Consider the following 12,172-nt stretch of genomic DNA (forward strand, 5'->3'; position numbering starts at 1 on the left):
CGCTATGAAAAGACCCTTACTGGCCTTTGACGAAAAAGGCATTTTTTGTGAACCGGCCGGGGTATATCTCGACCCCTGGAGGCCCGTCGACAAGGCGCTGATCACTCATGGCCATTCCGATCATGCCCGATGGGGTCACCGCCAATACATCACCCATCATCACAATAAGCCCATTATCACCTCCCGCCTGGGAACTATTTCTGCCAAAGGTATTTCCTGGGGAGAGCCCCTGCTGGTGAACAATGTGAAATTCAGTTTTCACCCTGCGGGTCATATCCCGGGATCATCTCAGATCCGGGTAGAACACAAGGGCGAAGTATGGGTTTTTACCGGCGACTATAAACTGGAAGATGACGGGATCTCCCAGCCCTTTGAACCTATAAGATGTCATGGGTTTATCACAGAATGCACTTTCGGGATCCCGGCCTTTAACTGGCGTCCCCAGGAAGAGGTATTTCACGACATTAACACCTGGTGGCGGGAAAATAAGGAAGAAGGAAATACTTCTGTCTTATTTGCCTATTCCCTGGGAAAAGCCCAGCGCCTGTTAAAACACCTCGATCAGAGCATAGGAAAGGTTTATACCCACGGGGCCATCGAAAATATGACCTCGGTATTAAGAACCTTCATGGAACTGCCTCCCACCATACCCATAAACAAAGACACTCCGAAAGCGGAAATCCGGGGCAACCTCATCCTGGCACCGCCAAGTGCCCATGGAAGTGTCTGGTTGCGCAAATTCGCTCCTTTTGTTACGGCTTCTGCAAGCGGATGGATGGCATTTCGAGGGGCGCGAAGAAGAAGGGCAGTAGACCGGGGTTTTGTACTGTCTGATCACGCCGACTGGAGCGGCTTACTGAAGGCGGTTAAGGCTACAGAATGTGAAACGGTGGTCACCACCCATGGGTATACGGAGATCTTCTCCAGGTACCTGAGGGAAGAGTTGGGGTACAACGCTTATACGCAGCATACGGAATTCGAAGGAGACCAGGAGGAGAATGCTTCTGCTGAAGATAAAGAAACGGCCTGATGAGAGACTTTGCGCAACTCATAAAAAATCTAGACAGCACCAACAGTACCAACAGGAAGGTAGCCCTGTTAAGTACATATTTCCGGGAAGCGGAAGACCCTGATAAGCTCTGGACCATTGCGCTCTTGTCTCACCGCAGGCCAAAACGCCCGGTAAACACTACCCGGTTGCGGGAATGGGCTTCTGCCATCGCTTCGATACCCCTTTGGCTTTTCGAGGAATCATACCATATTGTCGGGGACCTGGCCGAGACCATTGCCCTGGTGATCCCACAGGAGAAGAGCTCCAATAAGAAGTCGTTGCATCAGCGCATGCAGGACCTGGTGGCCCTGAGAGGAAAACCGGAACGAGAGCAACGCAGCTACCTGGAAACCGCATGGCTGGAATTCGACCATTACGAACGATTCGCCTTCACCAAATTACTTACCGGAGGTTTCCGGATCGGGATCAGTCAGAAACTAATGACCCGTGCCCTGGCCAAAGCCACCGGGCAGGAAGAAGATGTACTCGCTTATCAGCTTATGGGGGGCTGGACTCCGGCAACCACTACTTTTGAAAAACTCATTTATTCCGGACAGGAGGCCGCCGAAAAAAGCAAACCTTACCCGTTTTACCTGGCCTACCCCCTGGAAGATCCCCCGGAGGAGCTTGGCGATCCAAAAGCCTGGTTTGCCGAGTACAAATGGGATGGGATCCGGGCCCAGCTCGTTTGCAGAGACCAACAGGTGTTCGTCTGGAGTCGGGGTGAAGAACTGGTTACCGATAAATTTCCAGAACTGGAACAACTGGCAGCAAGTATCCCGGATGGGACGGTCATCGACGGAGAACTTCTGGTGAGGAAAGGAAAGGAGATCGGCAGTTTTAACGACCTACAGAAGCGTCTGGGTCGTAAAACGGTGAGCAAAAAATTACTGACTGAAAATCCTGTTTTCATTAAGGCCTATGACCTCCTGGAGTGGAAAGGTCAGGATATCCGGGACAGATCCATGGAAGAACGGAGATCCCAACTGGAACACCTCTTCCCGCTTCACCATCAGGATTCGGAACGTCTCGAACTATCTCCGCTCTTACCTTTTAAAACCTGGAAAGAAGTCTCCGAATACAGGGCACATGCCCGGGAAGAACAAAGCGAAGGACTGATGCTGAAAAGGCGAAGCGCCCCTTATGGGGTGGGCCGTAAAAAAGGGGACTGGTGGAAATGGAAGGTAGACCCGCTGACCATCGATGCAGTTCTCACCTACGCCATGCGCGGTCACGGAAGACGCACCAATCTCTTTACCGACTATACCTTTGCCCTTTGGCATGAAGGGGAACTAACCACCTTTGCCAAGGCCTATTCCGGCCTGAGCGATGCTGAATTCAGGGAAGTGGATCGGTTTGTAAAGAAAAACACCACCGACAGGTTCGGCCCGGTACGCCAGGTAAAACCCGAACTGGTTTTTGAGATCGCCTTTGAAGGCATTGCTCCAAGCAGCAGACATAAGAGCGGGGTGGCTGTCCGTTTTCCGCGGATGCTGCGCTGGAGAAAGGATAAAAAACCTGAAGAGGCCAACACCCTTGACGACCTGAAAGCATTTTTATGAACACAGGAGAGATCATAGCTGCGTCGGGCCTTTGGTTTGAAAGAAGGGGATGGAAACCCTTTCCGTTTCAAAAACAAACCTGGGAGGCTTTCCTAAAAGGTAAAAACGGCCTTCTCAATGCCCCTACGGGCAGCGGAAAGACCTATGCTTTATGGGTGCCCATAGCCATGTCTTTGAAACACGACCTGGAAACACCGGGCACTGAGAAAGGCGGGGTTAAAGCCATCTGGATCACTCCCCTGCGTGCCCTCTCCCTGGAGATCGCCCAGGCTGCCAAAGCCTTTGCCGACCACCTCGACATTGGCCTGGAGGTTGGAATAAGAACGGGAGACACCAGCCAGAAGGAGCGGGCTGCTCAGCGAAAAAAAATGCCCGACCTGCTCATCACCACTCCGGAAAGCCTGCATTTACTTCTCGCTTCAAAGAATCACGCCAAATATTTCAAAAATTGCAGGGCTATCGTAGCCGACGAATGGCATGAGTTAATGGGCAGTAAAAGAGGGGTGCAAACCGAACTCGCAATCTCAAGATTAAAGACACTTTGTCCGCAGATGCGCATATGGGGCATTTCTGCCACCATTGGCAACCTCGAGCAGGCAAGAGCAGTGCTCCTGGGGCCCGATTCCGGCCATCTGAAAAACTCGGTCCTGATCATGGCAAGGCTGAACAAACGTATCCAGGTAAAATCTGTCCTTCCCGAAAAAATGGAAAAGTTCCCCTGGCGCGGCCACCTGGGGATTCACCTGCTGGACGAGGTCATTCCCATTCTCAGGGAAAGCAGATCGACCCTGCTCTTTACCAACACCCGGTCGCAGTGTGAGATCTGGTTCCAGGCCATTCTTTCCAAATACCCTGAATTTGCCGGGGAGATCGCCATGCACCATGGCAGTATCGACAAAAAAACCAGGTTATGGGTAGAAAATGCCATCCGGAATGACAGCCTCAAAGCTGTGGTCTGTACCTCAAGCCTTGACCTGGGTGTGGATTTCGCCCCTGTAGAGACCATCATCCAGATCGGAGGACCTAAGGGAGTGGCGCGCTTTCTGCAACGTGCCGGGCGAAGCGGACACCAGCCGGGAAAAGAAAGTAAGATCTGGTTTCTGCCCACCCATGCTATGGAGCTTATTGAGGCCTCTGCCCTGAAAAAAGCCGTAAAGGAAAAAGCCGTGGAAGACCGCATCCCCTACCTGCTCTGTTACGATGTACTGATACAATACCTGACCTCCCTTGCCGTCTCTGATGGGTTTTATCCGGAAACCCTCTATCCCGAAATCACATCGACCTTTTGTTTCCAGGGACTCACCCCTGAAGCATGGCAGTGGGTACTGAACTTTATTACTATGGGCAGTCAGACGCTCCGGGAATACGATGAATACCGGAAGGTGGAGATCATGGATGATGGGTTGTTCAAGGTAAACAGCAGGGGTGTAGCCATGCGCCACAGACTTTCCATTGGTACCATTGTAAGTGATGCCATGCTTACGGTAAAATACCTCAAAGGGGGCTATCTCGGACACATTGAAGAGTGGTTCATCTCCAAACTTCAACCGGGGGATACATTTACTTTCGCAGGAAGAAACCTCGAACTTTTCCGGATCAAACAGATGCAGGTACTGGTTAAACGCTCTAAAAAGAAAACGGCCAAGGTACCCAGCTGGATGGGAGGACGGATGAGCTTTTCCTCCCAGATGAGCGCCTTGCTAAGGGAAGAGCTTTACGGGATTAATGCACCGGAACAGCCTTCACTTTCAGAAGAACTAAAGGCGCTGCACCCGGTATTTGAGCGTCAGCGAAAGGAATCGGTAGTGCCCGGCCCACAGGAATTCCTGATCGAAACCTTTAAGACCAGGGAGGGCTATCACACCATTTTTTATCCGTTCGAAGGTCGCTTTGTACATGAGGCTATGGCCAGCCTGCTTGCCTACCGTATCAGCCTGCTTCACCCCATAAGTTTTTCGCTTGCTTTTAATGACTATGGATTCGAATTGCTGTCTGACCAGGCCATGGATATAGAGCAAGTACTTGACAACAACCTTTTCAGCACCTCCTATGTGCATGAAGACCTGCAAAAAAGCCTGAATTCCACAGAAATGGCAAGACGAAAATTCAGGGATATTGCGGTGATCTCCGGGTTGGTGTTCCAGGGCTACCCCGACAAACAACTTAAAAGCAAACACCTGCAGAGTAGTTCCCAGTTGTTCTTTAATGTGTTTCGGGATTTCGAACCAGACAACCTGTTATACCTGCAGGCCTTCAGGGAAACCTTCGAACACTCCCTGGAAGAGGGAAGGCTCATACAGGCCCTGGAACGCATCGGCAAACAGGAAATCGTGTGGCGAAATTGCGAAAGACCTACCCCTTTCTCCTTTCCTATCATTACCGACAGGCTTCGGGAAAAACTCTCTTCAGAAAAGCTCGCCGACAGGATCCGAAAAATGAAACTACAACTTGAAAAATAAGAAGGCTTCCGGGGAATTGTCTAATTTTAACTCCTTTTCGATCCCTCTTTTCCCGAAAAGAAACCACATAATACCAAAGCGAGCAGATCATAGAAATGCACATCAGGGAAATTAACATACATGGCCAGGAATTCCAGCTCCACCCTTATGGGGCAGCGTATTGGAAGGAACGTTCCACACTGCTTATTGCCGATGTGCATTTGGGTAAAGCCACCCATTTCCGAAAGAACGGGATGGCCGTCCCCGAAGAGACCATGTTTGAACCCTATAAAAAACTGGAAGCGGTGTGCGAACGCTTTAAACCGGAAACCCTCTGTTTCCTCGGGGACCTTTTTCACAGCTATATCAACAACGAATGGTTACTTTTTGAGACATGGGTCCGGAATGCAACTCCTGAACTGATACTGGTAACCGGGAACCACGATATCATTCCGGAGCACAAGCTGGAAGCTGTTGGAGTGAGCATCAAAGACGAATGGTGTATCGGTTCCTTTCTGCTCACCCATGAACCCTGTGAGAAAACTGCTTATTTTAACATTTGCGGCCATATCCATCCCGGTATCCGACTGAAGGGCCCTGGCAGGCAAACCCTGAAACTCCCCTGCTTCTTCCAGAAAGAAAAACAACTGATCCTGCCCGCATTCGGGGAATTCACCGGGAAATACATTATGAGCCCGGATAAGACCGATAGGGTTTTTGCGGTAACCCCGGAGGAAGTGGTGTTGGTTAGTGGTGAGTAGTTAGTAGTTAGGCGGGCCTGCCTGCCATACCGCCAGGTAGGCAGGAGTCGGGAATGGGTGATCCCGCAAGCGGGATCGATTATGAATTATGAATGGTTAATTATGGATGATCGTCTTTGCGAGCTCCGCCATAGCGGAGCGTGGCGATCTCCCGGTAGCAGGAACGAGTTGCAGGGACGAGGGACGGGTTTTATAAAGTCGTCTTCGCGAGCGAGCCCGATACTTCGGGAGAGCGTGGCGATCTCCCTGATTTGACCTAGATTTCCAAAAGAACTATAAGTCCTTCAAAGACATCTCCCCCCTACTCCCGACTCACCACTCACCATTCACTAAACCAATCTTCGTACCTTCGTAACCTTGTAACCTCGTAACTCCCGTATGGCCGGAATCTATATCCATATCCCTTTTTGCAGGCAGGCATGTCACTACTGCGACTTTCATTTCTCCACTTCGATGAAACACAAGGAGGAGATGATCGCCGCTTTGCTCACGGAACTGGAATTGCGAAAGGAAGAGCTCGGGGGAGAAACGGTAGAAACGATCTACTTTGGAGGCGGCACACCCAGCAGACTTCAGCCGAAAGAACTGCATCGACTGATCACGGGAGTTTACGAGCATTTCCCGGTAGCTGAAAGCATAGAGCTCACCATCGAAGTAAACCCGGATGACCTGGTAGAGACAGATACTGAAAATTTGTTACAGGAATACAAGAACATCGGTGTTAACCGACTCAGCATTGGTATACAGTCATTTCGGGAGGAGGACCTCAGGCTTATGAACCGGGCCCATAACGCCAAAGAAGCATTAAAATGCCTGAAAGTGGCTACAAAACATTTCGACAACATCTCCATAGATCTGATCTATGGCATTCCCGGGCTCAGCGATGCCGCCTGGAAAGAAAACATTGAAACCGCCCTTTCCTTCAATATACCCCATATTTCGAGTTACGCCCTAACGGTTGAGCCCAAAACTGCCCTGGAACATTTTATCAAAAAAGGAGTGATCGAAGACCCGAGCGATGAGCAAGCTGCCGCACAATTTGCACTGCTGACCGCAGCTTTAAAGGATCATGGGTTTGTTCATTACGAACTTTCCAACTTTGGCAAACCGGGGTACTTCAGTCTCAATAACTCCGCCTACTGGCAGGGCAAAAAATACCTTGGGATCGGTCCCTCTGCCCATAGTTACGATGGGGTTACCCGATCCTGGAATATCGCCAGCAACCCAAAATACATCAAAAGCCTGGCCTCGAGGCAGCTGCCTTTAGAACGTGAAACCCTGACCTCAAAAGACCGGTATAACGAATATCTGATGACCGGATTGCGCACCATATGGGGCGTTTCTCTGGATCGTATCTCCCGTGACTTTGGCCCGTCTTTTATGGATTACCTCCTGGAACAAAGTACTGCCCACAGGCGGGACGGGTTCCTGATCATTACCGATGAGGATGGCGAACAGATCCTGAAGACCACCCCGAAGGGAAAGTTCCTGGCCGACGGCCTGGCATCTGACCTTTTTCTTATAAATTTACAGGAACCTTAATACACCATCCCTTGAAAATCCAGATCGAACATCCAAAAGGAACCTTCAGAGCCGACCTATCAAAGCCTGTAGATATTTCGCTTTCTTTAATAAACGGCCCTGATAATGTAAATGCATGGTATGTTCCCCCACCTTCAATAATTCCCGTAAAGGATGGGGATTTTACCGGAAGCGTTGCCGAGGGAGCTTCCACCAACTTTAATAACATTTTTTTTAATCCTCACGCCCACGGTACCCATACCGAATGTGTAGGTCATATCAGCAAGGAATTCCGCTCTGTAAACCGGGAGCTGAAAACCTTTTTTTTCCTGGCCCGCCTGGTAACTGTGGCTCCTGAAACGAAAGGAGACGACCGGGTGATCACCATGGAAATGCTGTCATCTGCTTTAAACGAGGATATCCCGGAGGCCCTTGTGATCCGAACCCTCCCCAATGACCATTCCAAACGCTCCCGACAATATTCGCATTCCAATCCGCCCTACCTGGAAGAAAAGGCTGCGAAATGGATAGCCGAAAAAGGCATTGAGCACCTTCTTGTGGATTTACCTTCTGTGGATAAGGAAAAGGACGATGGGAAACTATTGGCTCACAAGGCCTTTTGGAACTATCCCGACGATCCACGACCGGGAACCACCATCACCGAATTCATTTTCGTACCCGATGCAACTGAAGACGGACTATACCTGTTAAACCTTCAGATCGCATCGTTCGAGAATGATGCAGCACCCTCAAAACCGGTACTTTACAAGTTAGCGTTCGAGTGACGAGCCTGCCTGTCGGCAGACAGGTTTGAATTGGCAAAAGGTACGGAGTTACGCGGGTACGAAGGTACGAAGGGCTGAATTTTGGGACTTGGGATATGGAATTTCAGAACAATGCTGCTCCTTCGGTCCTTTACATACTACTTTGCTCCATAGCCCCTTAACATCTCCGCTTTTTTTCGTAGGTTTATAGGTAAGATCTTTATCTGTTTTTAACTCCTATGAATGATCTGGCAGAAATACTTATAGGCTTTTTACTCGGCGGGCTGGGTATGTACTGGATGTTCACCATCTGGCGTTCCAGAAAATCCCGGGAGATCACCCATTCCCAATCTGTGGTGCTGCTGGAAAAAATTCGCCATGTCTGCAAACTGGTTACGGTGGAAGGTGAATTTGCCGAAATCTATCAATACGAAAACGTTAAAGAGTTGTTTTTACGCCTGGTGAGCAGTAAGAAAAAAGCCTTGCTGGTGATCAATGCCCGGGTACAGGTGGGATTCGATCTGAAAAAGATCAAATTGGCAGCCGACGAGCATTCCAAAAAGATCATCATGAAGGAGTTCCCACAGCCCGAAGTTTTAAGTATAGAGCCCGACGTTAAGTATTACGATATCAAGGAAGGATTGTTTAACTGGTTTAAAACAGACGATCTTTCGGCAGTACACCAGGAAGCCCGGCAGCACATCCTGAGCAAGGTTCCGGAAAGCGGACTTCTGGAAAGTGCCAAAAAAGAAGCGATGGACGCCGTTTTGATGATAGAAAGCATGGTACAGGCCATCGGCTGGAAACTCGACTACAGCGCCCTGGAGATCGAAAGTTCAACAGAAGACCTGAAACTCTCCGGGAGGAAAAGCAAAAAACAGTCTGTAGAATCCTGATATGTACATCGATCAACTCCGGGAATACTGCATTGAGAAAAAAGGGGTCACAGAATCCTTCCCTTTTGACAAACACACCCTGGTCTTTAAGGTCATGGGCAAGATGTTTGCCCTTATCCCCCTGGAAAAATGGGAAGCCGGATACCCCAGTATTAACCTGAAATGTGATCCGGAACGCAGCGCTTTGCTACGGGAAGAATACGCAGGTATTACCCCTGGATTCCATATGGATAAGCTGCACTGGAATACCGTTCGTGCAGATATGGATGTTCCTCCACAACTCCTCCTGGAATTGGTGGACCACTCCTATGAACGGATTGTTGCCGGACTCACCAAAAAGTTACGCGCAGAACTGGACGCCCTAGATAAGAAATGAATTCCAGAGGGGATCAGGCTGTAGAACTGTTGCCCCCGGTCTCGAATACCTCCCTTCATTTTTTTCTTACGCTCCCCGGGCAAACTCCCGTGTAAAAGTTAAAATTATTGCCGCTTCCAAAAATATTTACGGTTTTTAGACCACTAAGGTAGTTGTTTACCAACCCTTTAGACCTTCCCCCTGACCGCATTCGGAGACCGTTTGAATTTAGAATTAAAGGCAATCCACCTCACCAGTTCCCGTTTGTTTTCCCCCGGTAGTTTCCCCCACCCTGTAAACTTTAAGCATCAGGCTGAATGCGATTTGAAATTGCCTGCCTTAATAAAAACATATGGTGAGATGAAAAGAATCCTGTGCATACTTATCCTGTTGACAACAGTTTGTTCCTGCGAAGATGCGTCTTTCGAGTACAGCGCCAACCGCTTAAGGCTTTCAGATCAAAGGCCCCCCAGAACCAACCCGGACATCCCGCCGGCTATCAAACCGGAAATTAACCGGGTTGGGGAAGCTGAAATTAAACTTAGTCCCTTTGAAGCAGAAATGGCCCTGCTGGACAGCCTCTTCTATACCCGGGCTTACAATCAAAAAGACACTGCCCTGGCCCGCAAAATGATCCATGAAGATTTTGAGTTGTACCACGATCGCATCGGGGCCCTCACCGACAAGGACAGCCTTCAGGCCTCGGAGGTTATGATCAGAAGATTTTTTGATATTGGCAAAAAGTATAAAAGGACGCTCAAGCCCGGAACGCTCAGATCTTTTCCCATGTATAACGGCAAGTCGCTTTACGGGGCTTTACAAAACGGGGTCAACCAATACCACAACGTAAAAACCGGCGACCTGGAAGGCACCGGGCATTTTATCCATCTTTGGATCAAAGAGGGCGATCAGTGGAAATTGAAGAGGGTTATCAGTTACGACCATAAAGCGATCGTTGAGTAAATCGCCTGCTTCATCATAAACCTAAGGGTTATCATTACTGACTTAAACTCAGACCTGGCCTGTGGCTATGCTACCTCCCTCCAAACTAGATTTATGTAGGTTAATTCTTATGGTATTCCGAAATAAAGTGCTTATATTAAAGCTCTGAATGCCAATAAAAAACAACCTGACATGACGCTTTTCAGCAAACTGAGAACCTCCCCCCAGTTCGCTACCGAAATCGTGACACATCCTTTTCTCTCTTCGGAAAAAACACCTGTTCATCCCTTTAAAACCCCGGAATACATCCTTTCAAATACTATTCGGGCAGACTACTTTAACATAAGTTTTGATCGTGTTCGGCTTATAAGTCCAGGATAGGTCAGAGCCGGAACCCAATTCACCAAAACAACTAACCTTCATATAAATAACCTTCTTTCACAAATGAACCATACCAACATGAAAACGCTTATCAAATGCATCGCATTCGCCGGCATTATCCTGTTATCATGCTATGCCTGCAAAGAAAACACCTCCGGGAATACTATGGCCGAGTTGGATCTTCCGGAAACCTCGGAACTCGAACGCACGGCCGATTCCCTTTTTCAAACCGCAATAGACAGCTCTATGCTGGCCGGTGGCGAAGTCCTTGTTTACAAAGACGGGGATACCTTGTTAAGGAAAACCTATGGAAAGGCCAGTATCGAACTCGATGTTCCTATGCCAAAAAATGCGGTTTACGAGATCGCTTCAGTCACCAAGCAGTTCACCGCGGCAGCAATCTTAAAATTGGCCGAGGAAGGAAAGCTCTCCCTGGACGACCCCATGACCAAGTATATCGATTTTGATACTCAAGGCTATGATGTGCGCATTCATCACCTATTAAACCACACTTCAGGGATCTTCCAGGTGAAAATGTTACCGGATTTTTGGAATATCGTCCAGCGCCCGTTTACCCAGGATTCGATCATTGCAATGATCGAAAAGCAAGGCATGATGTTTCCGTCCGGAGAGGCCCAATTTTACAACGATTCAGCCTATCAGATCTTAGGTCTTATCATCGAAAAGATCAGTGGAAAATCGTACGAAGACTATCTCGATGATACCTTCTTCACTCCCCTTGGCATGGATAACACCAACTATTGTTCAAACGATCGTATTGAACCCAATAAAGTCTATGGTTACGACTACAAAGACAGCAAACTCATCAAGCATATGAGAGTCGACCATTCCTGGCCCTATTCCGCCGGTTCTCTTTGCAGTACTGCAGAAGACCTGCTTTTATGGATGAAGGCCCTGCACAACGGAAAAGTATTTTCACCAGCCATGTATCAAAAAATGATCAGCCCTAAAGAAATCCAGGGCTGGAGACAACTAAGATATGCATATGGACTCCATGTATCAAAGGACGGAGGCATCTCCCTTATTGGTCATGGTGGAGGAATTCCCGGATATTCTACTGAAGCATACTTTTTTCCCGACCACCAGCTCTATGTTATTGTCCTTCTCAATAGCATTGGAGCAGATGAACTCAATTTGATATATAAGAAGCTTGCCTTTTCAGCTCTTGATCCTTCAGTTGTTGAAGAACCAAGACACAAGCCTCTCTCAAAAAAATTTGAAGGCATGTATACGGGTAGCCTGGACGCAGGCCCAAAAAAAATACAGTTAAAATCAATTGATGAAGGTCTTAGACTAACCTACCCTAAAAATGACTTCACCATTTCACTTACTGATTATCGCGGGAATGATACGTGGGAGAATACGGAATGGCGAGAAAGGGTCAGGTTTCGTGGTGACACCCTGGAGATCGATTATGGAGCGGGTAATTATATCCTTATCAAGGACAAAACAGCTAACGAAGAATCAAAAACCAAGTAAA

At 48.6% G+C, this 12,172-nt stretch carries 10 protein-coding genes; all 10 read left to right on the top strand.

What is annotated here, in order from left to right:
* Window positions 1-4 precede the first annotated feature (4 nt).
* Window positions 5-1,030, top strand: coding sequence for a ligase-associated DNA damage response exonuclease (locus K7R11_RS00270; protein WP_224487738.1), 1,026 nt, complete (start codon window positions 5-7; stop codon window positions 1,028-1,030).
* Window positions 1,030-2,613, top strand: a complete 1,584-nt coding sequence (locus K7R11_RS00275; protein WP_224487739.1) for an ATP-dependent DNA ligase — start codon at window positions 1,030-1,032, stop codon at window positions 2,611-2,613. The genes K7R11_RS00270 and K7R11_RS00275 overlap by 1 nt, the downstream gene beginning before the upstream one ends.
* Window positions 2,610-5,072: a ligase-associated DNA damage response DEXH box helicase gene (locus K7R11_RS00280; protein ID WP_224487740.1), complete on the top strand. Its 2,463-nt coding sequence runs from the start codon at window positions 2,610-2,612 to the stop codon at window positions 5,070-5,072. The genes K7R11_RS00275 and K7R11_RS00280 overlap by 4 nt, the downstream gene beginning before the upstream one ends.
* Before the next feature lie 95 nt (window positions 5,073-5,167).
* Window positions 5,168-5,812 carry a ligase-associated DNA damage response endonuclease PdeM gene (pdeM, locus tag K7R11_RS00285; protein ID WP_224487742.1) on the top strand — a complete coding sequence of 215 codons (645 nt, stop codon included), beginning with the start codon at window positions 5,168-5,170 and terminating at the stop codon, window positions 5,810-5,812.
* 378 nt (window positions 5,813-6,190) lie between these two features.
* A complete protein-coding gene (gene hemW / locus K7R11_RS00290; protein ID WP_224487745.1) occupies window positions 6,191-7,354 on the top strand; it encodes a radical SAM family heme chaperone HemW in 1,164 nt (387 codons plus the stop codon).
* Between the two features lie 11 nt (window positions 7,355-7,365).
* Window positions 7,366-8,118, top strand: a complete 753-nt coding sequence (locus K7R11_RS00295; protein WP_224487747.1) for a cyclase family protein — start codon at window positions 7,366-7,368, stop codon at window positions 8,116-8,118.
* Window positions 8,119-8,336: 218 nt separating this feature from the next.
* On the top strand, window positions 8,337-8,993 hold the full coding sequence (locus K7R11_RS00300; protein ID WP_224487749.1) for a DUF4230 domain-containing protein: 657 nt from the start codon (window positions 8,337-8,339) through the stop codon (window positions 8,991-8,993).
* Between the two features lies 1 nt (window position 8,994).
* Window positions 8,995-9,369 (top strand): MmcQ/YjbR family DNA-binding protein, encoded by a 375-nt coding sequence (locus tag K7R11_RS00305; RefSeq protein ID WP_224487750.1) that lies wholly within the window; start codon window positions 8,995-8,997, stop codon window positions 9,367-9,369.
* Between the two features lie 339 nt (window positions 9,370-9,708).
* Window positions 9,709-10,311: a nuclear transport factor 2 family protein gene (locus K7R11_RS00310; RefSeq protein WP_224487751.1), complete on the top strand. Its 603-nt coding sequence runs from the start codon at window positions 9,709-9,711 to the stop codon at window positions 10,309-10,311.
* Window positions 10,312-10,749: 438 nt separating this feature from the next.
* Window positions 10,750-12,171, top strand: a complete 1,422-nt coding sequence (locus tag K7R11_RS00315) for a serine hydrolase domain-containing protein (RefSeq protein WP_224487752.1) — start codon at window positions 10,750-10,752, stop codon at window positions 12,169-12,171.
* Window position 12,172: the final 1 nt, after the last annotated feature.

It is taken from the genome of Robertkochia flava (assembly GCF_020166515.1).
Lineage (GTDB): Bacteria > Bacteroidota > Bacteroidia > Flavobacteriales > Flavobacteriaceae > Robertkochia > Robertkochia flava.

What these genes read in the sequence shown, in the direction of transcription:
- K7R11_RS00305 (WP_224487750.1), top strand. Translation starts at nt 8,995, where the DNA reads ATGTACATCGATCAACTCCGGGAATACTGCATTGAGAAAAAAGGGGTC.
- K7R11_RS00270 (WP_224487738.1), top strand. Translation starts at nt 5, where the DNA reads ATGAAAAGACCCTTACTGGCCTTTGACGAAAAAGGCATTTTTTGTGAA.
- K7R11_RS00280 (WP_224487740.1), top strand. Translation starts at nt 2,610, where the DNA reads ATGAACACAGGAGAGATCATAGCTGCGTCGGGCCTTTGGTTTGAAAGA.
- hemW (WP_224487745.1), top strand. Translation starts at nt 6,191, where the DNA reads ATGGCCGGAATCTATATCCATATCCCTTTTTGCAGGCAGGCATGTCAC.
- K7R11_RS00315 (WP_224487752.1), top strand. Translation starts at nt 10,750, where the DNA reads ATGAAAACGCTTATCAAATGCATCGCATTCGCCGGCATTATCCTGTTA.
- pdeM (WP_224487742.1), top strand. Translation starts at nt 5,168, where the DNA reads ATGCACATCAGGGAAATTAACATACATGGCCAGGAATTCCAGCTCCAC.
- K7R11_RS00310 (WP_224487751.1), top strand. Translation starts at nt 9,709, where the DNA reads ATGAAAAGAATCCTGTGCATACTTATCCTGTTGACAACAGTTTGTTCC.
- K7R11_RS00300 (WP_224487749.1), top strand. Translation starts at nt 8,337, where the DNA reads ATGAATGATCTGGCAGAAATACTTATAGGCTTTTTACTCGGCGGGCTG.
- K7R11_RS00275 (WP_224487739.1), top strand. Translation starts at nt 1,030, where the DNA reads ATGAGAGACTTTGCGCAACTCATAAAAAATCTAGACAGCACCAACAGT.